We start from the raw sequence: 20634 nt of genomic DNA on the forward strand, positions 1-20634 counted from the left end.
ACGTGACAGCAGGGGGAGAGCGTGCACAAAGTGATGCGCCGCCATCTGGGCAAGACAGTGGCGGGCGCGGCCATCGCGCTGACGGGCACGGCCGCCATGGTCGCGATCACGCTGCCCGCCGGCGCCGGTGCCGCCGACGCGGCGAACGGCCCGGGCGCCAGGCCCGTAGCGGCGGACCGTGCCGCCCCCGGCCGCGCCGCCCCGGAGCCGCCGCCCGGCATCGTCGAGGGCGCCCGCGCCCAGGGGGAGCGCGGCCGGGGACGGGATCCGCTGACCGACGACGAGCTGCGGCGCGCCCGGGACCTGGCGCTGCCCCGTCCCGTGCGCGCCGCCGCGCGGAACGTCACCGGGCGGCCGGGGCCCCAGCTCCTCACCACCGATCTGGCCGAACCAGGGCCCTCGGAGGCGGGGCTCGCCGACCCGCCCCGCCGGGCGACCGTCACCTTCTACGACTACCGGAACGACACCTACCTCACCAAGACCGTCAACCTCACCACCTCCAAGGTCGAGTCCGCCGACACCCAGCACGGTGTCCAGCCGCCGCCCAGCCACCCCGAGGCCGTCGAGGCCGCCCGCCTGCTGATCGCCGACCCGCTCGGCGCCGGCCTGCGCCAGGACTACCGCGCCGCCACCGGGCGCGACCTGACCGGCCCCGACCGGCTCACCGTCAGCGGCTTCGTCTACCGCGGCGGCGCGGAGGGCGACGCGCCCGGCGCCCTGAGCGCCTGCGGCACCCACCGCTGCGTACGCCTGTTCACCAAGGTCGAGGACGGCCGGTGGATCGACACCCGCCGCTTCGTCATCGACCTCAGCGCCCGCACCGTCGCCCAGTTGGGCTGAGCCCGCCCACCGGCCCCACCCGTCCGGCCGCCTCCCGCGTACAGGAGATCGTCCATGCACCCGAGACTCACCGCCCGTGCCCGCCGCCGCGCGCGCCGGTGCGCCGTGGCCCTGGCCGCCGCCCCGCTGCTGCTCGGCGCGACCGCCCCGCTGTCCGCCGCCCGGGCCGCCCCCGCGGCGGCGCCTTCCGCCGCTCCCGCGCCGAGCTGCAGCGCCGCCTACCGCGTCACCCAGACGCTGGACGGCGGCACCGTCTGGCGGATGTGCTGGCACTACGAAGGCAACGCCGGCCTCGTCCTGGACGACATCTCCTACCAGCCCAAGGGCGAACGCGCCCCGATCAAGGTGCTCACCACCGCCAAGCTCGCCCAGATCCACGTGCCCTACGACGACGGCCGCAACGAATACGACGACCTCACCGGTCAGAGCTTCGCCCAGGGCCTCCAGAAGCTGGCACCCGCCGAATGCCCCGGCGGCACCATCAAGTCCGTCAAGGTGCCCGGCGCCTGGGACCCCGCGCACCCGGAGGTCGCCGGCCTGTGCGCCACCACCCGCGCCCGCGGCCACGCCTACCGCATGGGCACCTATCCCGGCGAGAGCGCCCGGACCTACCAGCTCCAGGGCAAGGACCTGCTGCTCTACACCGTCAACAAGGTCGGCTGGTACGAATACATCACCGAATGGCGGTTCTCCGGTGACGGCACCATGACCATGCAGGTCGGCGCGACCGGCACCGTCTCACCCGATGACTACGACGCGGGCGACGGCCGCGGCAGTCCGCTCGGCAAGGGCGCCAAGGACTTCGCCACCAGCCACAGCCACAACGTCTTCTGGCGGCTGAACTTCGGCCTGGACGGCTCCGCGGCCAACAAGGTCGAGCAGTTCGACTCCACGACCACCACCCGCCCCGGCGGCCGCACCCCCACCATCCGCACCACAAGGAAGCCCATCATCAAGGAACTGGCCGGTGACGCGGGCCCGATGCGCTGGTGGCGGGTGGTGAGCGCCACCGGCAAGAACAAGGACGGCCACCCGCGCTCGTACGAGATCGTGCCGGGCCACACGAGCAAGTACACGGGGCGCGCCTACACCAAACACGACGTCTACTTCACCGAGTACAACAAATGTGAGCAGTTCGCCAGCAACAACCTGGCCAACTGCGGAGCCCGCGGCGGCCGGAGCGTAGACGCCTGGGTCAACGGCCAGCCGCTGAAACACCCCATCGCGTGGGTCAATATCGGGTTCCACCACATCGCCAGGGACGAGGATCAGGAGCCGATGCCCGTCCACTGGCAGGGCTTCCAGCTCGCACCGCGCGACGTCACGGCTATGAATCCGCTCACGCCACCCGCGCTTTCCGGGCACAACGGGCACTACCGGTAAGGGGAGTTGGCAGACGACTCGATCCATCCTGCTGCACCGCCTCCCACACCGCAGTAGTCTGCCTTGATCGTTGGCACGGGGGTTCGGAAGGCGGTGGCAGGTGAGCGGCGGGCTGGAGTTGCCCCCTGGTGACGAGAGTCACGAGGGACACGAGGGCGGCTCCGTCGACGCACCGCCCGGCGCGGTGTCCCTGGCACGACCCCTGGAGATCGGCGCGGAACTCGACTGGGGCGCGGACGCCTGGAGCGAGGTACGCACCCGTGCCCGCCGGGCCGGACGCGCCTACATCTGGCTGAATCTCGTCGAGCAGCGGCTGCGGGCCGTCGTCGCGGCCGTCCTGTGCCCCATCTACGAACCGGTGCACGGTGACGAGTGGGTGATCGCCGCGGCCGGCCCCGCCGGACAGGAGTGGGTCCAGCGGGCCGTCGCCGTCCGCGAGGTCAGCCGCCGCAAGGGCTATCTCCTCGACCCCGCCGACGACAACATCCTCAGCTTCCTGACGCTGCCTCAGCTCCGGGAGTTGATGGTCCAGCACTGGCCGTGCTTCGAGCCGTACTTCGACGACCGCCGGGACGTCGAACTGGCCCTGGACGAGCTGGAGGTCGCGCGCAACATCGTCTCCCGCAACCGCGCCCTGTCGGAGACGGTGCTCGCCCAGGCGGAGCGGGCCTCCGCCCGGCTGCTGGACATATTGGGCTCTGGTGTCGGCACCCGCATCTCCGGCCGGCTGCCCATCGACGCCGTCGAGGACCTCGTCGGCGACCGCTACGCCGACGTCATCGGAGTCCACTCCGACCGCGTCCGGCTCCAGCGCCAGTTGCCCGCCGAAGACCTCTTCGGCGGCGCCCGCCGCCTCGACGCCGTGGGCATCGGCCTGAACCTCCTCGTGCAGAACTACTCCGGCCGCCGCCTGGTCCGGCTCGCCGAGTCCGGCTGCCGCATCCGCCTGCTCTTCCTCAACCCCGCCAGCAGCGCCGTCCGCCGCCGGGAGCGGGAAATCGGGCTGAAGAAGGGCGAGATGAGCCGCTCCATCGAGATGAACATCCTGCACATGCGGCGGGTCCGCGCCCGGCTGCGCGATCCCGGCGCCTTCGAGATCCAGGTCTTCGACGAGACCCCGCGCTTCACGGCCTACCTCGTCGACGGCGACGGCCCCGACGGTCTCGCCGTCATCCAGACCTACCTGCGCAAGAGCCGTGGCATGGAGTCACCCGTCCTCGTACTGCGCGGCGGCGGGCGCGAGGTGGTCCGGCAGGACGCACGCGAGGGGCGCGACGGCGAGCACGGTCTGTTCGAGACCTACCGCGAGGAGTTCGAAAGCATGTGGGCCGACTCGCGGCCGGTCTCCTAGCCCCTGCCTGCCGTCCGGCCCCGGCCGCACTCCCTACGGCGTCCCGGTGATGCCGCCGTCGACCCGCAGCTCGATGCCGTTGACGTAGTCGGCGAGCGGGCTGGCCAGATAGGCGACGGCGGCCGCGATGTCCTGCGGACGCCCCAGCCGGCCGGTCGGGTTCGGCGCGTACCGGGCGACGATCTCCGCCTCGCCGTCCCCCGGCCGCTCCCGGCCCGCCCCGCGCTCGTGGAACAACCGCAGCGCCGACGGGGTGAGGATCACGCCCGGGCTCACGCAGTTCGCGGTGACCCCCGTCCCGGCCAGATGCCGGGCCAGGCTCGTGGTCATGTTGACCACCGCCGCCTTGGCCGCGGAGTAGGTGGCCATATGGGGCAGCGGGGTGCGTACGGCCCGGCTGCCGATCGTGATGACGCGGCCCCATCCGTGGGCGCGCAGCGAGGGCAGCAGCGTCTGGGTGACGCGGACCGTCGGCAGGACGTTCGCCTCGAACGCGGCCCGCCAGTCGGCCGGCCGGGCGCTGTCCCAGTCGTGCTCGGCGAACGGGCCGGCGTTGTTGACCAGGACACGCGCCCCGAACTCCCGCGCGGTGACCGCGACCTGCTCGGCCACACCGGGCTCCGTCAGATCGCCGAGGACCACCTCGGCCCGGACCCCGCGGGCCGCGATCCGCTCGGCGACGGCGGCCGCGGCCGCCGCGTCCCGCCCGTGGACGAGGACGTCGCACCCCTCGTCCGCCAGTGTCTCGGCGATCGTGGCACCCATGCCCGAACTGCTGCCCGTCACCAGCGCGCCGTGTCCTGCCAGCCGTAGGTCCATGGTGGCCAGGGTAGGCGCGGCCCGGCGGGACGGGCGGGAGCGAGTCGGCGATGGCGGATTCGTGGCGGTCGGGGCGCCGGGGAGGCGGGCGGCCGGGGGCGTTGTCAGTGCCGCGTGCGAGAGTGTGCGAGCAACGGGGGACGCACCACCGAAGGAGGCCGCCATGAGCTGGCATCAGGAGCTGTTGGTCAGCTTCGACCTGGAGACCACAGGCACCGACGTCGAGCGGGACCGCATCGTCACCGCCGCGCTGATCCGGCTGGAGGGGGACGGCCGGACGGCGGACACACAGGCGTGGCTGCTCGATCCGGGCGTGCCGATTCCCGACGAAGCGGCGGCGATTCACGGCATTTCGACCGCGTATGTGCGTGAACACGGCCGGGACGCCGCGACCGCGATAGACGAGATCACCGAGGCGCTGACCGACGCCCTGCGCCAGGACATCCCGCTGGTGGTGATGAACGCGCGCTACGACCTCTCGCTGCTGGACCGCGAATGCCGGCGCCACGGCCTCAAGACCCTGACCGACCGGCTCGGCCACGCGCCCGCACCGGTGATCGACCCCCTGGTCCTGGACAAGCACGTCGACCGCTACCGCAAGGGCAAGCGCGCGTTGCAGGCGCTCTGCGGGCATTACGGCGTGCGGCTGGACGGCGCGCACGAAGCCGGCGCCGACGCGGCCGCGGCGGCCGGCGTGGCCCGCCGCATCGGGGAGAAGTACCCAGCCGTCGCTCTCCCTTCGCCGCGCGCGCTGCACGCCCTCCAGGAACGGGCGGCGGCCGAACAGGCCGCCTCCTTCCAGGCGTACCTGCGGCGTTCGGGCGACCCGCGGGCGATAGTCGAGCCGGCCTGGCCACTGATCCCGTACCAGGCACCGGCACCCCAGGCCGACAGGGCCTAGCCGCGCGTCATCCAGGCGCGTTGTCCGGACGGGGCGGCGACGAGGCCGGCGGCGGGCCGGCTCAGAACGGATACCACCGCACCGTCGCGTCCTTGTCGCGCAAGGAGGCGATCCGGCGCCGGAATTCCTTCAGGGCCGCCGGATTCCCGGGTGCGTGCTGCGCGACCCAGGCGCAGCTCGCCGTCTCCCGCGAGCCGCGCAGCACGGCGCAGCCCTCCCAGTCCCGCACGTCCCAGCCGTAGACCGACACGAAGGTGTCGTAGCCGTCCGCGGCCAGGCCGTAGCGGTCCCGGCTCAGGGCCATCACCACGAGGTCGTGCTCCCGCAGATCGCGGGAGAAGGTCTCCAGGTCCACGATGACCGGCCCGTCCGGCCCGACATGGACGTTGCGCGGCAGCGCGTCGCCGTGGATGGGGCCGGGGGGCAGGTGCGGCTCCAGCGCCGTGGCGGCCGCCGCGAAGGCGTCCCGCCGCCCGCGCAGGTAGTCGGCGTCCCGCGCGCAGACGGCGTCACCGGCCAGCCGCAGCCAACGCTCGACGCCACCGAGGAGTTCACGCCGGGGCAGCGCGAACGGCGGTTCCGGCAAGGCGTGGACGCGCCGCAGGAGGGTGGCCAGATCGCCGGGGCCCGCGGGGCGGACGGCTTCCGGCAGCGGTTTCCAGTACGTCACCGGATGCCCGTCGGCCAAGGTGGCGACGTCTTCGGCGGCCCGTACCGCCGGCACGCCCTCGGCCTGAAGCCACCGCGCCACGGCCAGTTCCCGCTCGGCGCGCTCCAACAGCTCGGCGCTGCGGCCGATCCGTACGACCGGGCCACCGCCGCCCAGGGCGAAGACGGCGTTCTCGCCGAGCGCGAGCAGCGTGGCGTCCGCCGCCGCGTCGGGCCGCCCGGCCGCGGCCAGGACCTCCCTGGCGCGCGCCTCCGTAAAGGCCCCTGGGCTCGGTTGGGTCATGGTGGTGCCTCCCGCGCGGTACGTGATCGTTGACCAGTCTCGCAGGTACGCGCGGGCTCCGAAGCGGATGAGATCCGCCATCGGTTCGGACCGGAACCTTGACTGCGGCGCCCGCCCTCACGACGATGACGGCGGCCGACCGCACCGCCGGTGCGGCGGAGTGCCGGAGCGAGCCGCGCCCTAAGGAGCCGTGCCGTGACCCTCACGACCACGCCCCGGCGGTCCACCACAGCGGGCCGGGTTGCCTTATCCGGACGCGACCGCGGCGCGTGGTTCCTGGTGCTGCCCGCGCTGATCCCCATCCTCGTGCTGAGCGTCGGACCCCTGCTCTACGGCATCGCCCTGGCCTTCACCGACGCGCAGTCCGGCCGGACCCGGGCCACCCGCTTCGTGGGCCTGCTGAACTTCTCCGACCTGCTCCAGGACACCCTGTTCTGGGACTCGTTCCGGATCGGCCTGGTGTGGGCCGTCGGTGTCACCCTCCCGCAGTTCGTCCTCGCCCTCGGCCTGGCCCTGCTGCTCAACCTCGACCTGCGGCTGCGCTGGCTGGCCCGCTCGCTGGCGATCATCCCGTGGGCGATGCCCGAGGTCGTCGTGGGCATCATGTGGCGGCTGGTCTACCACCCGGAAGCCGGCGTGCTCAACGAGACGCTGCGCGGCCTCGGCCTGGCCGGCGCGGGCGGCGGCCGGGACTGGCTGAGCGGCCTGGCCACCGCCCTGCCCGCGGTCATCGTCGTCGGCGTCTGGGCGGGGATGCCGCAGACCACCGTCACGTTGCTGGCGGGCCTGCAACACGTCCCGCGCGAGCTGCACGAGGCCGCCGCCATGGACGGCGCGGGCGCCTGGCGCCGCTTCCGCACGGTCACCTGGCCCGCCCTCAGACCCGTCGCGCTCGCCGTCACCGCGCTCAACTTCATCTGGAACTTCAATTCCTTCGCCCTGGTCTACGTCCTGACGGACGGCGGCCCGGGCGGCCGGACCCGGCTGCCGATGCTCTTCGCCTACGAGGAAGCCTTCCGCTACGGCCAGTTCGGCTATGCCGCGACCATGGGCCTGGCCATGGTCGCGGTGATTTCGGTCCTGCTGGCCGTCTTCCTGGCCGGCCGGCTGAAGGGGGACGACGCCGCATGAGCCGGAAGCGCACCACGACCCGCACCGGCCAGTACGCCGCCCTCCTGTGCTACCTCCTCTTCCTCGGCTTCCCCTTCCTCTGGCTGCTGTCCACCGCCTTCAAATCCCCGCGCGAACTGGGCAGCGCGCACCCCACCTGGCTTCCCCTGGCGCCCACCCTGGACAACTTCCGGCAGGCGTTCGAGGAGCAGCCGCTGTGGGCGGCCGCGGGCAACAGCCTGCTCGCCGCGGGCGTCTCCGCGGTGCTCGCGATCTCGGTGGCGACCCCGCTGGCGTACGTCCTGGCCCGTTCCCGCAGCCGGCTCTCCCGGGCGGCCACCGGCTGGGTGGTCATCAGCCAGGCGTTCCCGCTGGTGCTGGTGATCATCCCGCTGTTCCTGATCCTCAAGAGCCTGCATCTGGTGGACTCCCGCGGCGGGGTGGTCCTGGTGTATCTGGTGTGGTCGCTGCCGTTCGCCCTGTGGATGCTGACCGGCTATGTCCGGGCCGTGCCCAGGGAGTTGGAGGAAGCCGCGGCCGTGGACGGCGCGGGACGCGCCCGTACGCTCGTCTCGGTCACCGGCCCGCTGCTCGCGCCCGGCATCGTCGCGACGGCCCTGTTCGCGTTCATCACCGCCTGGAACGAGTTCTTCTTCGCCCTGGTCCTGCTCAAGTCGCCCGGCAAACAGACGCTCCCGGTGGTGCTGACCCACTTCCTCGGCGCGGAGGGCGTCGCCGATCTCGGGCCGCTCGCCGCCGCCGCGCTCCTGGCCACCCTGCCCAGCCTGCTGTTGTTCGCCGTCATCCAGCGGCGGATCACGGGCGGGATGCTCGCCGGGGCGGTGAAGAGCTGATGGGCGGCGAGCGCGCCCGCCCCGGTCGACGCGGCCTCCTGGCGGCCGCCGCCGCGCTGCCCGCCGCGGCCCTGCTGCCCGGCTGCTCCGGTGACGGGCGGCGCGGCCGGGGCGGCCGGGTCATCCTGCGCTTCGCGTCCCTGGCCTGGCAGCGGGACGCCGTGACGGCCAACAAGCGCCTGGTCGCCGAGTGGAACCGCCGCCACCCGGACGTCGAGGTGCGGTACGTCCAGGGCTCCTGGTCCACCGTCCACGACCAGTTGCTCACCTCCTTCGAGGGCGGTGAGGCGCCGGACATCATCCACGACGCCTCCGACGACCTCGCGGACTTCGCCTACGGCGGCGATCTGGCCGACCTGACCCCGCTGCTGCCCGCCCGTCTCCAGCGGGACATTCCACGGCGGAGCTGGGAGACCGGCATGTTCGACGGCCGGGTCTACGGCGTGCCGTTCCTCCAGGAGCCGCGGGTACTGATCGCCAACCGTACGAAACTGCGCCGGTCCGGCGTCCGCCTCCCGACCCCCGAACACCCCTGGTCCTGGCCCGAGTTCGCCGACGCGGCGAAGGCGATGACGCGGGGAGGCGACTACGGCGTGGCCTGGCCGCTGAAGGAACCGGTCTCCGCCACCCTCAACCTCGGCCTCTCCACCGGCGGGCGGGTCTTCCACCGCCACCCCGACGGCAAGGTGGAGGTCCGCTTCGACGCCGTCGACCAGGTGGTGCCGCGCACCATCCACGCGCAGGTGAACGTCGACCGCAGCGCCTCCCGTACGACGCTGGGCCTGGGCGGCTCCGACACCCTGCCGGGCTTCTTCGCGGGCCGTTACGCCATGGTGCCGCTCGGCTTCTCCTACCGTCAGCAGATCGCCCAGCAGGCACCCGAGGGCTTCGACTGGACGGTTCTGCCGGCACCCGGCAGCGCGGTGGCGCAGGGTGCGAGCCCGCAGACCCTCTCGGTCGCCGCGGCCTGCCCGTACAAGGAAGAGGCGGTGGCCTTCATCGACTTCCTCCTCGGGCCCGCCAACATGGTCCGGCTGGCCCTGGGCGACTGGCTGTTGCCGACGGGGCGGGAGGCGCTGAAAGCACCGGCGCTGCGGTCCGCGGAGCACGACTGGGCGACCGGCACGGCGCTGGCCGGTTCCCTGCGTTCCGCGCCCGCCCAGTCCGTCCGCGGCTATCCGGAGTGGAAGGACAAGATCGCGGCACCGGGCCTCCAGGAGTACTACAGCGGCGCCATCGGCCTGGACGCGCTCCGCCAACGGCTGGTCCACGACGGGAACTTGGTACTGGCCCGCTATCAGCGCTGACCGGCCCCGGACGCCCCGCGCACACCTCTTGCGGGGCGCGAGCCTGCCACATCGGGCCGACCGGCCCCGCGTCCGTTTTGCGCGCTGTCGGCCTTTGTTGCGCGGACGTAAACGGAGTTGAGCCCCTCTGGTCAACCCCACAGAGCCCTTTGGCCAGTTATGCCAGCTTTTTCATTTACTCAGGATTGTTGCTTATCTCACACGGCTGGACGGCCCTTGAATTGAACTCGTCAATCAGACAGGGTTTCGAGCCAGTCCGACGGAGATCTTCCGGTCCCACCGGGCTGTCACGCAACGCTTTCCCCCCACACCACGAACGAGGAGAACCCTCGCAATGGCTCACAAGCGTTCCAGCAAGAAGCGGCTCGTCACGGCGATAACCGCCGCGGTCGCCGCCACGGGCATCGCCGCCGTCACCGCGGTCACCGCCGGCGCTTCTCCCTCCGCCGAAGGAAAGATCTACGGCGCCGAGGCCAAGGGCGCCGTCAACGGCAGCTACATCGTCATGCTCAAGAAGTCGGTCCGCGCCGCGGAGAACACCGACCTCGCCGCCAAGTACGGCGGCAAGGTCAAGCGCAGCTACTCGTCGGCCCTCGACGGCTTCTCGGCGACCGGTCTGAGCGAGGAAGAGGCCAAGCACCTCGCCGCCGACCCGGCCGTCGACAAGGTCGTGCAGAACAAGAAGTTCCACATCGACGCCACCCAGGACAACCCGCCGTCGTGGGGCCTGGACCGCATCGACCAGGCGGACACCGAGGGCGACAAGAAGTACGCCTACCCCGACAGCGCCGGTGAGGGCGTCACCGCGTACGTCATCGACACGGGCGTGCGCACCACGCACAAGGACTTCGAGGGTCGCGCCTCCTCCGGCTTCGACGCCGTTGACGGCGACGACGACGCCACCGACGGCAACGGCCACGGCACGCACGTCGCGGGCACCATCGCCGGAGCGGCGCACGGCGTCGCCAAGAAGGCCAAGATCGTGGCCGTGCGGGTGCTCGACGACCAGGGCTCCGGCACCACCGAGCAGGTCGTCGCCGGCATCGACTGGGTGACCAAGAACCACCAGGGTCCCTCGGTCGCCAACATGTCGCTCGGCGGCGGCGCCGACGAGGCGCTCGACGCGGCCGTCCAGAAGGCCATCGCCTCCGGCGTCACCTTCGCCGTCGCGGCCGGCAACGAGTCCTCCGACGCCGGCCAGGGCTCCCCGTCGCGGGTGAAGGAGGCCATCACCGTCGCCTCCAGCACCGACAAGGACGAGCAGTCCGACTTCTCCAACTTCGGCAGCGTCGTGGACCTTTACGCGCCCGGCTCCGACATCACCTCGGACTGGAACGACAGCGACGAGGGCACCAAGACGATCTCCGGTACGTCCATGGCCACCCCGCACGTCGTGGGTGCCGCCGCGGTCTACCTGGGCGGCCACCAGGACGCCACGCCCGAGCAGGTCTCCAAGGCCCTGACGGACGGCGCCACCGCCGACAAGATCACCAACCCGAGCGAGGGCACGCCCAACAAGCTGCTGAAGGTCGTCGAGTAACCGACCACCACCTCGCAGCACCACCCGCCGGCCGTCGCGCTCGCCCCCACGGGGCGCGGCGGCCGGCGCCGTTGTGCGCGCGGCACGGCGTCAGACGGCCTTGGGCAACTGCTGGGTGGAGCAGTGAATGCCACCGCCGCCCTCGCCCAGGGTGTCCACGGGCACCTGCACGACCTTCCGCCCCGGATAGAGGTCCCGCACGACGGACGCGGCCCCGTCGTCGGCCCTCTTGTCGCCGAAGCGGGGCATGACCACCCCGCCGTTGACGACGTAGTAGTTCACATAACTGGCCAGGAACCCATTCCCGCGGCGGCCGATGTCCACCGGCTCGGGCAGTTCCACGACCTCCAGCCGCTTGCCCCGCGCGTCGACGGCCGAGTCCAGCACCTCGCGGGCCTGGTCGTAGGCGGCCGTCCACACATCCCTCGGCGCCCGCGCGTCGGGGACGGACATGACCACCACGCCAGGCTCGGAGAACCGGGCCAGCGCGTCGATGTGGTAGTCCGTGATGTCCCGGCCCCTGACGCCGTCCACCCAGATCACCGTCGTGACGCCGAACAGCTCGCCCAGCGCCCGCTCGATGTCGTCACGCGTCTTGCCCGCGTTGCGGTTCTTGTTGACCAGGCAGCTCTCGGTGGCCAGCAACGTGCCCTTGCCGTCGACCTCCAGGGCGCCGCCCTCGGCGGTGATCGGCGCCTCGATCCGGCGGAGGTCCGCGTCCTTGAGGACCGCCCGGGCCACCTGGCTGTCGCGGCTGTGCGCCTGCTTGCCGCCCCAGCCGTTGAAGTTGAGGTCGACACCGGCGACACCGCCGGGACCGAGCACGAAGGTCGGCCCGGTGTCGCGCATCCACAAGTCGTCGACCGGCACGGGCAGGGCCTCGACGCCCGACCCGCACGCCTGCCGCGCCGCCTTCACCTCCCGCTCGCCGGCCAGCAGCACCACCGGCTCGAACTCGGCGATGGCCCGGGCGATCCGCGCGATGTCCTCGCGCACCCCGACGACATCCGATTCCCAGATCTGGCGAGTGGGCCAGGACATGTACGTCAGCTCGTGCGGATGCGCCTCGTCCGGCATCCGCCACGTCCCGGCCCGCGCCGGGCCCGTGCCGCCGTCCGGCCCCGACCGGTCGCCGTCCCCCGCACCGCAGCCGCTCAGAGCCCCGCCGAGGCCGGCCGTGAGCGCCGCGCGCAGTGTCCGACGTCTGGATATCGGCATGACAGCCCCCTGACTGAAAATTCCGTCAGGACGATATTAAGGGATGATCGGTCCCGAGCCACCTCAAGGAAATCCAGAAGCGGGAGCACGCGATGCCGGACCGGCCCACCCAGATCCTCGAAGCCGCCGCCCGGCTGATCGCCCGGCGCGGCGTCCGCGGGCTGCGTGTGGAGGAAGTCTCCGCGGAAGCCGATGTCTCGACCGCGCTGATCTATTACCACTTCAAGGACCGTGCCGGTCTCCTGCGGCGCACGCTGGAGTTCATCAGCCGGCGCGCCATCCGCTACACCGACGCGGCCCTCGACACCACGGCCGACCCGCGCACCCAGCTCACCGACATGCTCCTCCTGGAACTCCAGGACGTCCCCCAGGTCAGGGAGAACAGCGCGGCCTGGGGCGAACTGCGCGCCACCGCCGTCTTCGACCCCGACCTGCGCGAGCAACTGTCCGCCGCCACCCGCGACTGGACCGAAGACCTCGCCGACCTGATACGCCAGGCCCAGGCAGTTGGCCTGGCCGCCCCCGAAGCCGACCCGGACGCCGCCGCGGAACGTCTCACCGCCCTGGTCGAGGGCCTCAGCGAACGCTGGCTGAGCGGCACCACCTCACTGGAGCGCACCCATGAACTCCTCCGCGGCGCCATCGACGCGGAACTGCGAACGCTGTAAGGCAGAGGCGCGGGCCGAGTGGTCAGACACCGCGCGCCCGCGCGGCTCGTCCGGGAGTGCCTCTCGGCGGTCCGACAGCCGGGCGTCCCCTCCCAGTTGAGCCACATCCGGTATGCCGATGGCCGGGGCGGCGTCTTCCCTTGCACGGCGTTCCGTAAAGCGACGAACCCGCCAACACCCCAAAGGATTCACGGTGGTGAGCAAATGGGTGACGGCGCGGGGGTTCCCGTGACCGGGCCGGGGGGATTCGCGTTGCCCGCTGGGAGAGAACAGCGAATGAGCCTGTGAGTCGTCGTCGGGAATGCTCCTTCCGGTATCGGGGCGGTCTGGCCGCGCAACAGGTTCCGTCGTGTTTCCTGCGGGACGCTTCCGCCGTGGGTTGGCACGGGTGCGAAGGGTGTGCGGCCGGAGGTTTCCTCTGCTCGCACAGTCAAGTCACCGATAAGTAATCAGATTTCCATACAGGTAATGAAGGGCCGAGGGTTTTATGCGCAAGCTTCAGCAGGTCGCGCTCATCGTCGCAGCGGCGGGCGGTCTGACCGCCATCGGCGCCGGCGTGGGCTTCGCCGACGCTCCCGTCGGGTACAACGGTGCCGCCCCGCCCGCCGCTCCGCAGCAGGACGCTCCCCAGGCCGGCGCCTGGACCGCTTCGCAGGCCACGGCGCACGCTTCCGGCTCGCAGGTCGCGCCGCAGCAGGCCGCCGCCCCCCAGGCCGCTGGCCCGCAGCAGGCCCCGCAGGTCTCCCCGCAGGTCAACCCGCAGCTCAACCCGCAGCTCTCCCCCCAGATCTCGCAGGCGCTGCCGCAGAACGCTCCCCAGTCCGGGCCGCAGGGAATGGCACCGGGTCAGGGGCAGAACAACCTCTTCCGCCCGTACCAGGAGTGCAGCCCGCAGACGTTGCTCGACGCCAACGTGCCGGTCGGCCTGCTCGCCACCCCGGAGAGCCGGGGCTTCGCCTGCACCCAGGCCAACACCCAGTCCAGCGCGTACGCCACTGCCAGGTAAGGCCGCTGAGCCCACCGGCAGTGCGCGCCGCGGGCCCTTCGAGGGGATTCCTCGAAGGGCCCGTTTTCTGTGTGCGGCGACCGGTGAGTTCTGTGCCGGGCGGCCGAACAGGTGGTTCCTCACAGGGCGTCGGCGCACGTTCCCACTTGTCGGCGCCCCTAACTGTGCAGGTTCCGGGGCAGCTTCCGACTTTTTCGATCTCGCAATCCGGCGCGTCGTTGAAGACTCGGGGGCATTTCGTATTAGCCTCCCCGATCGTAGGAAGTCGGTAAATCACCGGACACATCGTCTCAATCTTCAGGAGGAGAAATGCGCAAGCTTCAGAAGGTCGCCATCGTGGCCGCCGCCCTCGGTAGCCTCGGCTTCATCGGGGCCGGCACCGCCTCCGCTCACGGCGGTGGGCACGGTGGCGGGGGCTACAACGGCGACTTCGACATCAAGCAGAGCAGCTCGTGCAAGTCGCACGACCTGAACCTTGATGTCCTCGGCGAGGTCGGGATCCTCAACGGTCTGCTGGGCAACGCGCTCAACGGCGAGGGCAACCCGGGCGCCCAGTCCACCCACCTGGGCTCGACCATGGGCTGCAACAACAGCGCCTTCTGAGCGAGGGCAGTCTCGTAGGTCACCCAAAAGGGGTCCCGGCGACGGCGTAAAGGCCGTTGCCGGGACCCCTTTTTGACGTTTCTCAGGGGAGCGTACGTTCTTCAGGGCCCGGATTCCGGTGGGGGGATCCGCGGGGCGGCAGACGCGAGGACGAGCGGTCGGCGACCGGTCCGCGTTGACGACCTCGCTAGCTGAACGCGCGGGCTCAGCGCGCCAGTTCTCGGTGGACGGAAGCACCACCTGTAACTCGCGGCCGTCAAAGGCATATCAACCGCATCAGCCGATCGAACGACAGAGCCTCGTTCGCGCGAAGGAGCACAAGCGGTCTTCGATCGCTGTGTGACCGGCGGTTGGGCGACGTGTCAGGCGATTTCGTCAACCCATCAGTGCCGTCACGCGACCAACACCCCCTACACGTCATGCACTCCAAAGGATTCATGGCCGTGAGCAAACGGGTGACGGTGCCTCGGTTCCCGTGACCGGCTCCGGGCAATTCGCGTTGCCCGCTGGGAGAGAGCAGCGATGCGCCTGTGGGTCATCGTCGGGAATGCTCCTTCCTGGCATCGGGGCGGTCTGGCTGCGCAGCGGGTTCCGTCGCGTTTCCTACGGGATGCTTCCGCCGTGGTTCGGCACGGGGTGCGGAGAGTGTGTCGTCGGAGATTGCCTCGGGTTGTGCACCCAAGTCAGCAATAAGTAATCAGATTTCCATACAGGTAATGAAGGGCCGAGGGTTTTATGCGCAAGCTTCATCAGGTCGCGCTCGTCATCGCAGCGGCAGGTGGTCTGTCAGCCATCGGCGCCGGTGTGAGCCACGCCGACGCTCCCGTCGGGTACAACGGCGCCGCCCCGCCCGCTCCGCAGCAGCCCGCTCCGGCTCCTGCCCAGCCCGCTCCGGCTCCTGCCCCGCAGCAGTACGCTCCGCCGCAGCCTGCTCCGGCCCCGGCCCCCGCTCCCCAGCAGTACGCTCCGCCGCAGCCTGCTCCGGCCCCGGCCCCGGCTCCCCAGCAGTACGCTCCGCCGCAGCCCGCTCCGGCCCCCGCCCCGCAGCAGTACGCTCCGCCGCAGCCCGCCCAGGCTCCCGCGCCTCAGCCCGCCCCGGCTCCTGCTCCGCAGCAGTACACTCCGCCGCAGCCCGCTGCCCAGCCCGCCCCGCAGCAGGAAGCCCACCACGCCACCGCGTCGGCCTCTTCGCACGGCTCTTCGCAGGCTTCCGCCTCCTCGCCGTCGCCTTCGCAGCAGTCCGCCCCCCAGGCTTCCGCTCCGGCGCAGCCCGCTCAGGCCCCCGCTCCGCAGCCCCAGGTTCCTCAGGTCATCCCGCAGGTGGCTCCTCAGGCGGCCCCGCAGGTTGTCCCCCAGGTCGCGCCGCAGGTCGCCGTTCCGCAGGTCATGCCTCCGCAGTCCGTCCCGCAGGTGGGGCCGCAGGTCAACCCGCAGGTGAACCCGCAGGTCAACCCGTTGATCAACCCGTTGGTCTCCCCGGGCGTTCCGCAGGTCTCCCCGCTTGGGCTCGGCCGGCTCGCGGCGGCTCCGGTGGGACAGCTTGACCTGCCCCGCATGTCCTGACCGGTCAACAACGGCCTGGTGCGCCCGCCCCTGGAGTGCAGCGACAACCGAGGTGGGCCACCTCAGGCCGCCGTCGAACGCCTGGCGGCGCCGGCGCCGGACGCCCCCATGGGTCCGCCGTAACCGCCAGGTTCCTGTGGATCCTTCGGCAGGAGCAGGGCAGCCTCGTCCGTCCGCATCAGGCGTGCGGTTCGCCAAGGCCGCTCGGGTCCGATCCTTCGATCGGCTCACTCGACACCCCTCCCCAGGGCGTCACCTTTGCTCAGCCGCGGGGCTTCGCAACGGGTTCCCGTAACCCGCAAGAAGTCGATCAACTACACATTCACATCTGCTCAATCACCGGAGAAAAAATGCGCAAGCTCTACAAGGCTGCTGTCCTGGCCGCCGCCCTCGGCAGCGTCGGCGGACTCGGTGTCGGCACCGCCTTCGCCCACGGCGAGGCGGGCGCCCACGACATCGACGTCAAGCAGGGCACCGAGTGCAGGTCGCACGACATGAACATCGATGTGCTCGGGTCGGTCGGTGCGCTCAACGGCACGCTGGGCAACGCGCTCAACGGCGAGGGTAACCCCGGTGCGCAGCCTTCCCACTTGGGCTCGAACATGAGCTGCGACAACAGCGCCTTCTGAGCAACGGCCAAGCGCGCAGAAAGCCGAGAGTGATCCCGGCGCCGAGCCACAAGGCCCGGCGCCGGGATCATTGCTTTGACCTTGCTCCGACCTTCGTTTGGCCAAGTAGTCCTGGAAAGCGTGTGGTTGGCGATGACAGGTGCTGTACATCCCTGCCCGTAGGGCCTGGACGTCCCGCCGTGAAGGGTCCGGCACAGCGCCCGCTCATACGGACAGCCAAAAGGCGGATGGCCGGACCGGAATGATCCCGGTCCGGCCATCCGGAGTCCTGCGGCTCAGTCCATGCCCCGTTCGGTTCCCGGTGCCGAGTTGGTGCAGGTAATGGCCGGGCCCAGGTGGGTGCTACTGGGGCTCAGCAGGCCGCTTCCGGGCAGCGACAGGGGCTTCGTCGGCGTGCAGTTCTGCGCCTGATGGACGGTGAATCTGCCGTCCTCGTTCGTGTAGCCGTAGCCGGTCTGGCTTTGGGGGCACACGACATTGCCCGTAACGTCGACGGCGCAGAGGCTCGCGCCTTCCGCGGCGTACGTCTGGGGGGCGGCGGCGCATGTCACGGCCAGGCCGCCCAGGAGCGCCGTGACGGCTGCGATGTTCTTCCGACTAAGCATGTGCTGCGTTCCTTTGTGATCGATGCCCGGGCGCCATGCACAGGAATCGGCCCGCGCCCGGGCTCTGAAGACTGCCTAAAAGGGGCCTCGGTTGTCCGATGGGCTCCGGTGTCGAGCCGGCGGCTCAGACACCGGAGCCCATCCGGTTACCAGCCGCCGATGCTGCTGTTGCAGCCCATCTGCGAGCCGATCGGGGTGGCCTGCGCGCCCGGGCTACCCTCGCCGTTGATCGCGTTGCCCAGGAGGCCGTTGAGGATTCCGACCTCACCGAGGACGTCGACGTTCAGGTCGTGCGACTTGCAGTTGGCGCCCTGGTGACCGACGTAGCGGCCGCCCCCACCGTTGGCGGACGCGGTGCCGGCGCCGAGGAGGCTGAGGCTACCGAGGGCGACGACCACGACAGCGGCCTTGTGAAGCTTGTGCATTACCTCTCCTTCGTTTGAGCGGATGCGATCTGAAATTGATCGACTTCGTGCAGTTGCGGAGAGTAATGCGAAAATCGCCCAGAGTCGCTGACTGACGCGCCGGATGATATGGCCGCAGCGAACGGGTACCCACCGGGGAACGGCGCCGTACCTGGGCTGGCCTGGGGCGCAGCGGGCTCGGGCGCTCCGTGGTGAACCACTCGTTCGGCCGCTCTGCGTGCGGCGAGCCGTTCGGCCATACCGCGCACGAACGGGCCCTTCGGGGGGACACCCCGATGGGCCCGCGGCGAGCATCGTGTGCGGCTGTCTCGGCGAAGTTACCGGGTGAAGGCCTGGTTGAACTGGCCGCAGGTGGTGCCCCAGGTCTGGGGAACGGCGAGCACGCCGATCGGGAGGTTGTTGTCGACCACCGTCTGCGGGCTGCACTCCTGGTACGGACGGAAGATCTCGTTCGCCCGCGGCGCGGCACCACCGTGGGCGTTGGCGGTGCCGGCGCCGACACCGATGGCGGACAGACCGCCGGCCGCTGCGGCGACGATCGCGACCTGCTGAAACTTGCGCATGGAACCCCTGGGCCCTTCGTTACCTTGCATGGAACACCTGATTGCCAGGTGTGATCGCGCGAACACTAGCAGTAGTCATCCTGGGGGTTCCACTCCGATGCGCGCACTGTGTCGAACCGCGGTATAAGCCTCGCGTAGGGCCGCCGCGTTCCCTTCCGTGCGCCCGGGCGGTCGGCGGGAATCGGCGCCGCTACCAGGGGTTTGGGGAGGGGTGTGGGTCTGCGGGCGTCACCCGGACGGTATCGGCGGACGGGCGCGGTCCGCGCTGCCGGCCGTCGCCCTTCACCTGTTCGGCCGAGCCGGTGGGCATGGCTACCGCGGCGGCGGGAGCGTGGTGAAGGAGCGCGTGCGCAAGCACCGTGACGCCGTCGCGCGCCGATTGGGCCGAGAAGGGTCCGTCCGCGAGGGGTGTGCCGCCGAACACGTCCGGGCGTTCACCGAGTTGACTCGCCGGAACCGCCGAAGTCGGCACCTCGAGTAGTGGTTCCGGTGCTTCCGGGTTGACGGTCCGGCTCTCCTGCATGCGTCGTCAACTTCGGTGACGGCGGCGGCGGGACGGCGTCGAGGCGGCTGTCGGTGTGCAGCCGTCGGCGCCGGTCCGGTACGTGGTGGCGGCCAAACGGGTGACGAGGTATCGGCTCCCGTGACCCGACCGGGGGGACGTCTCGTTTCCCGGATGAGGGAGCGGCGAGTGGGTCCGCTGTGGCTGCGCCCTCCGGGGTTGCCCGAAGGGCCGCCATGCGAGCCCTTGGCGGGATTTGCCGAGGTCGGGCGGCCTGCCGTGGGGATCTCACGGGGGCGGCTCGCGACGCGAACCGGAGGGGAAGCGAGCCGACCGTCGTCCGCTTGGGAGGCGACCGGAGCGGACCGGCCCGACTTGCGGGCTCGACACGGCGCGTGTAAAGGCACGAAATCCAGGGATGGCTACTTTTAGTGTGCCTATACTCACGCTCAGTAGTTACGCCATGTCCTCTCCGTCCACCCGCGAGTGAAGGATCAAGAGTTCCATGCGCAAACTTCAAAGAGTCGCCATCGTCGTCGCAGCGGTCGGCTGTCTGTCCACCCTCGGCGCCGGCGTCAGCCTCGCTGACGGGTACGCCTCCGGCCCGCAGGCTTCTGCCTGGGCCGTCTCCCAGTCCGCCGCGGGGGCCAGTGCGCAAGGCGGTGCCCCGCACGGTGCCCCGCAGGCCGCTCAGCAGGCCCCGGCCCAGCAGGCTCCCGCTCAGCAGGCCCCCGCTCCCGCTCCGGCACAGGCCCCGGCGCCCGCCCCGCAGGCCCCCGCTCCGGCCCCCGCTCAGGCGCAGGCCCCGGCTCCCGCTCCGGCGCAGGCCCCGGCTCCTGCCGCGCAGGCCCCGGCTCCGCAGGCCCCGGCCCAGCAGGCTCCTCCCCAGCAGGCCCCTGCCCCGAAGGCTCCGGCCCCGCAGGCCGCCCCGCAGGCGCCGGCTCAGCAGGCTCCCGCCCCGCAGTCCTCCCAGGGCGACCACCGCAAGGTCAGCATCGGGCAGCACACCGAGTGCCGGTCGCACGACCTGAACCTCAACATCCTCGGTCAGGTCGGGCTGTTGAACGGCGCCCTGGGCAACGCGCTCAACGGCGAGGGCTCCCCGGGGGCGCAGCGCACCCACCAGGGCTCGACCATGGGCTGCAACAACGCTGCCCTCGGCAAGTAACTGGAACGGGGTCCGGTGCCCGAGCCGCGCGCTCGGACACCGGACCCGGTTTCGGCATCCTTCAGGGCTCGGGCGCCGGCCGGTTCGCTGTGCAGGGCGCCCGGGCATCGATCACAAAGGAATGCAGCACATGTTCAGTCAGAAGAAGATCGCAGCCGTCACTGCGCTCCTGGGCGGCCTCGCCGTGACCTGCGCCGTCGCTCCCCAGACGTACGCCGCGGACGCCACGGGAGACTGCAGCCACAAGGCTCAGGGAAACAAGTCCTGCGTTCACAAGAATGAGACGGTCTACACCAGCAAGGACGGCAAGCACGTGGTCGTCAAGCAGAGCCAGCGGTGCTCGACGACCGCCCGGCAGCGCACGGTGTGGCCCGAATCCGGCCTGCTGAACCAGGGGACCACGACGATCGGACCTGACATGGACTGCTCCAACAGGGTGCCTCCGCTCAAGGGCTTCAAGCCGCCTCGCATCGGGTGAACTTCGCACGATTCATGGCCGGGCCGGGTCGATCCTGAGCCCGGCTCTTCGGTTGTGCGGCTGTACCGTCGTCCCGCTGGACCGACGTAGCGGTGTAGCGCTGTACGGCTCCGTGGGGATTTGGTGGACGGCGGCTCCGGCCAGGATTC

General features: G+C 71.1%; 21 protein-coding genes. 15 read left to right on the plus strand and 6 right to left on the minus strand.

All coding sequences use genetic code 11. From position 1 onward, the window contains the following. Window positions 1-21 precede the first annotated feature (21 nt). From ACZ45Z_RS22480 to ACZ45Z_RS22490, 3 genes are all read left to right on the plus strand, one after another. Complete coding sequence (locus ACZ45Z_RS22480) at window positions 22-840, plus strand: Tat pathway signal sequence domain protein (RefSeq protein WP_468365125.1); 819 nt, start codon at window positions 22-24, stop codon at window positions 838-840. A gap of 54 nt (window positions 841-894) precedes the next feature. After that, window positions 895-2223 carry a copper amine oxidase gene (locus tag ACZ45Z_RS22485; RefSeq protein ID WP_468365128.1) on the plus strand — a complete coding sequence of 443 codons (1329 nt, stop codon included), beginning with the start codon at window positions 895-897 and terminating at the stop codon, window positions 2221-2223. A 100-nt stretch (window positions 2224-2323) separates the two neighbouring features. Beyond that, the gene (locus tag ACZ45Z_RS22490) at window positions 2324-3574 is read left to right on the plus strand and encodes an SAV2148 family HEPN domain-containing protein (protein ID WP_468365131.1); all 1251 of its coding nucleotides are present in this window, start codon (window positions 2324-2326) and stop codon (window positions 3572-3574) included. A 33-nt stretch (window positions 3575-3607) separates the two neighbouring features. On the opposite strand, the gene ACZ45Z_RS22495 is transcribed toward ACZ45Z_RS22490, so the two are convergent. Beyond that, window positions 3608-4393 carry an SDR family NAD(P)-dependent oxidoreductase gene (locus ACZ45Z_RS22495; RefSeq protein ID WP_468365134.1) on the minus strand — a complete coding sequence of 262 codons (786 nt, stop codon included), beginning with the start codon at window positions 4391-4393 and terminating at the stop codon, window positions 3608-3610. A 163-nt stretch (window positions 4394-4556) separates the two neighbouring features. Here ACZ45Z_RS22495 and ACZ45Z_RS22500 point away from each other — a divergent pair, with 163 nt between their 5' ends. Then, the gene (locus ACZ45Z_RS22500; RefSeq protein ID WP_468365136.1) at window positions 4557-5294 is read left to right on the plus strand and encodes an exonuclease domain-containing protein; all 738 of its coding nucleotides are present in this window, start codon (window positions 4557-4559) and stop codon (window positions 5292-5294) included. Between the two features lie 61 nt (window positions 5295-5355). Here ACZ45Z_RS22500 and ACZ45Z_RS22505 read toward each other — a convergent pair whose 3' ends face one another. Continuing rightward, window positions 5356-6246, minus strand: coding sequence for an aminoglycoside phosphotransferase family protein (locus tag ACZ45Z_RS22505; protein WP_468365139.1), 891 nt, complete (start codon window positions 6244-6246; stop codon window positions 5356-5358). Between the two features lie 195 nt (window positions 6247-6441). Here ACZ45Z_RS22505 and ACZ45Z_RS22510 point away from each other — a divergent pair, with 195 nt between their 5' ends. The 4 genes from ACZ45Z_RS22510 (at window position 6442) to ACZ45Z_RS22525 (ending at window position 11057) form a co-directional block, all read left to right on the plus strand. Beyond that, window positions 6442-7377 (plus strand): carbohydrate ABC transporter permease, encoded by a 936-nt coding sequence (locus ACZ45Z_RS22510; RefSeq protein WP_468365142.1) that lies wholly within the window; start codon window positions 6442-6444, stop codon window positions 7375-7377. Next, window positions 7374-8210 (plus strand): carbohydrate ABC transporter permease, encoded by an 837-nt coding sequence (locus tag ACZ45Z_RS22515; RefSeq protein ID WP_468365145.1) that lies wholly within the window; start codon window positions 7374-7376, stop codon window positions 8208-8210. The genes ACZ45Z_RS22510 and ACZ45Z_RS22515 overlap by 4 nt, the downstream gene beginning before the upstream one ends. After that, a complete protein-coding gene (locus ACZ45Z_RS22520) occupies window positions 8210-9517 on the plus strand; it encodes an ABC transporter substrate-binding protein (RefSeq protein ID WP_468365147.1) in 1308 nt (435 codons plus the stop codon). The genes ACZ45Z_RS22515 and ACZ45Z_RS22520 overlap by 1 nt, the downstream gene beginning before the upstream one ends. Window positions 9518-9851: 334 nt before the next feature. Beyond that, window positions 9852-11057, plus strand: coding sequence for a S8 family peptidase (locus ACZ45Z_RS22525; RefSeq protein WP_468365150.1), 1206 nt, complete (start codon window positions 9852-9854; stop codon window positions 11055-11057). 90 nt (window positions 11058-11147) lie between these two features. Here ACZ45Z_RS22525 and ACZ45Z_RS22530 read toward each other — a convergent pair whose 3' ends face one another. Then, on the minus strand, window positions 11148-12275 hold the full coding sequence (locus ACZ45Z_RS22530) for an agmatine deiminase family protein (RefSeq protein ID WP_468365153.1): 1128 nt from the start codon (window positions 12273-12275) through the stop codon (window positions 11148-11150). 92 nt (window positions 12276-12367) lie between these two features. Here ACZ45Z_RS22530 and ACZ45Z_RS22535 point away from each other — a divergent pair, with 92 nt between their 5' ends. The 5 genes from ACZ45Z_RS22535 (at window position 12368) to ACZ45Z_RS22555 (ending at window position 16744) form a co-directional block, all read left to right on the plus strand. Next, window positions 12368-12943: a TetR/AcrR family transcriptional regulator gene (locus ACZ45Z_RS22535; RefSeq protein ID WP_468365155.1), complete on the plus strand. Its 576-nt coding sequence runs from the start codon at window positions 12368-12370 to the stop codon at window positions 12941-12943. Between the two features lie 487 nt (window positions 12944-13430). Further along, window positions 13431-13949 (plus strand): hypothetical protein, encoded by a 519-nt coding sequence (locus tag ACZ45Z_RS22540; protein ID WP_468365158.1) that lies wholly within the window; start codon window positions 13431-13433, stop codon window positions 13947-13949. Between the two features lie 309 nt (window positions 13950-14258). Then, window positions 14259-14552, plus strand: coding sequence for a hypothetical protein (locus ACZ45Z_RS22545; protein WP_468365160.1), 294 nt, complete (start codon window positions 14259-14261; stop codon window positions 14550-14552). 735 nt (window positions 14553-15287) lie between these two features. After that, complete coding sequence (locus ACZ45Z_RS22550) at window positions 15288-16115, plus strand: hypothetical protein (protein ID WP_468365163.1); 828 nt, start codon at window positions 15288-15290, stop codon at window positions 16113-16115. A gap of 350 nt (window positions 16116-16465) precedes the next feature. Beyond that, window positions 16466-16744, plus strand: a complete 279-nt coding sequence (locus tag ACZ45Z_RS22555) for a hypothetical protein (RefSeq protein ID WP_468365166.1) — start codon at window positions 16466-16468, stop codon at window positions 16742-16744. 275 nt (window positions 16745-17019) lie between these two features. On the opposite strand, the gene ACZ45Z_RS22560 is transcribed toward ACZ45Z_RS22555, so the two are convergent. The 3 genes from ACZ45Z_RS22560 to ACZ45Z_RS22570 form a co-directional block, all read right to left on the minus strand. After that, on the minus strand, window positions 17020-17349 hold the full coding sequence (locus ACZ45Z_RS22560) for a hypothetical protein (protein WP_468365168.1): 330 nt from the start codon (window positions 17347-17349) through the stop codon (window positions 17020-17022). Window positions 17350-17495: 146 nt separating this feature from the next. Beyond that, a complete protein-coding gene (locus ACZ45Z_RS22565; protein WP_468365171.1) occupies window positions 17496-17774 on the minus strand; it encodes a hypothetical protein in 279 nt (92 codons plus the stop codon). 317 nt (window positions 17775-18091) lie between these two features. Then, complete coding sequence (locus ACZ45Z_RS22570; RefSeq protein ID WP_468365174.1) at window positions 18092-18337, minus strand: hypothetical protein; 246 nt, start codon at window positions 18335-18337, stop codon at window positions 18092-18094. Window positions 18338-19344: 1007 nt separating this feature from the next. Between ACZ45Z_RS22570 and ACZ45Z_RS22575 the strand changes: the two genes are divergently transcribed. Both ACZ45Z_RS22575 and ACZ45Z_RS22580 read left to right on the plus strand, forming a co-directional pair. Then, window positions 19345-20007 (plus strand): hypothetical protein, encoded by a 663-nt coding sequence (locus ACZ45Z_RS22575; RefSeq protein ID WP_468365446.1) that lies wholly within the window; start codon window positions 19345-19347, stop codon window positions 20005-20007. A 130-nt stretch (window positions 20008-20137) separates the two neighbouring features. After that, the gene (locus ACZ45Z_RS22580; RefSeq protein ID WP_468365176.1) at window positions 20138-20485 is read left to right on the plus strand and encodes a hypothetical protein; all 348 of its coding nucleotides are present in this window, start codon (window positions 20138-20140) and stop codon (window positions 20483-20485) included. Window positions 20486-20634: the final 149 nt, after the last annotated feature.

It is taken from the genome of Streptomyces sp. NPDC031210 (assembly GCF_055570395.1).

Coding starts and splice junctions, on each gene's coding strand:
- ACZ45Z_RS22580 (WP_468365176.1), top strand. CDS start 20,138: ATGTTCAGTCAGAAGAAGATCGCAGCCGTCACTGCGCTCCTGGGCGGC.
- ACZ45Z_RS22535 (WP_468365155.1), top strand. CDS start 12,368: ATGCCGGACCGGCCCACCCAGATCCTCGAAGCCGCCGCCCGGCTGATC.
- ACZ45Z_RS22575 (WP_468365446.1), top strand. CDS start 19,345: ATGCGCAAACTTCAAAGAGTCGCCATCGTCGTCGCAGCGGTCGGCTGT.
- ACZ45Z_RS22525 (WP_468365150.1), top strand. CDS start 9,852: ATGGCTCACAAGCGTTCCAGCAAGAAGCGGCTCGTCACGGCGATAACC.
- ACZ45Z_RS22505 (WP_468365139.1), bottom strand. CDS start 6,246: ATGACCCAACCGAGCCCAGGGGCCTTTACGGAGGCGCGCGCCAGGGAG.
- ACZ45Z_RS22495 (WP_468365134.1), bottom strand. CDS start 4,393: ATGGACCTACGGCTGGCAGGACACGGCGCGCTGGTGACGGGCAGCAGT.
- ACZ45Z_RS22520 (WP_468365147.1), top strand. CDS start 8,210: ATGGGCGGCGAGCGCGCCCGCCCCGGTCGACGCGGCCTCCTGGCGGCC.
- ACZ45Z_RS22515 (WP_468365145.1), top strand. CDS start 7,374: ATGAGCCGGAAGCGCACCACGACCCGCACCGGCCAGTACGCCGCCCTC.
- ACZ45Z_RS22565 (WP_468365171.1), bottom strand. CDS start 17,774: ATGCACAAGCTTCACAAGGCCGCTGTCGTGGTCGTCGCCCTCGGTAGC.
- ACZ45Z_RS22555 (WP_468365166.1), top strand. CDS start 16,466: ATGCGCAAGCTCTACAAGGCTGCTGTCCTGGCCGCCGCCCTCGGCAGC.
- ACZ45Z_RS22540 (WP_468365158.1), top strand. CDS start 13,431: ATGCGCAAGCTTCAGCAGGTCGCGCTCATCGTCGCAGCGGCGGGCGGT.
- ACZ45Z_RS22550 (WP_468365163.1), top strand. CDS start 15,288: ATGCGCAAGCTTCATCAGGTCGCGCTCGTCATCGCAGCGGCAGGTGGT.
- ACZ45Z_RS22530 (WP_468365153.1), bottom strand. CDS start 12,275: ATGCCGATATCCAGACGTCGGACACTGCGCGCGGCGCTCACGGCCGGC.
- ACZ45Z_RS22485 (WP_468365128.1), top strand. CDS start 895: ATGCACCCGAGACTCACCGCCCGTGCCCGCCGCCGCGCGCGCCGGTGC.
- ACZ45Z_RS22570 (WP_468365174.1), bottom strand. CDS start 18,337: ATGCGCAAGTTTCAGCAGGTCGCGATCGTCGCCGCAGCGGCCGGCGGT.
- ACZ45Z_RS22545 (WP_468365160.1), top strand. CDS start 14,259: ATGCGCAAGCTTCAGAAGGTCGCCATCGTGGCCGCCGCCCTCGGTAGC.
- ACZ45Z_RS22560 (WP_468365168.1), bottom strand. CDS start 17,349: ATGCTTAGTCGGAAGAACATCGCAGCCGTCACGGCGCTCCTGGGCGGC.
- ACZ45Z_RS22500 (WP_468365136.1), top strand. CDS start 4,557: ATGAGCTGGCATCAGGAGCTGTTGGTCAGCTTCGACCTGGAGACCACA.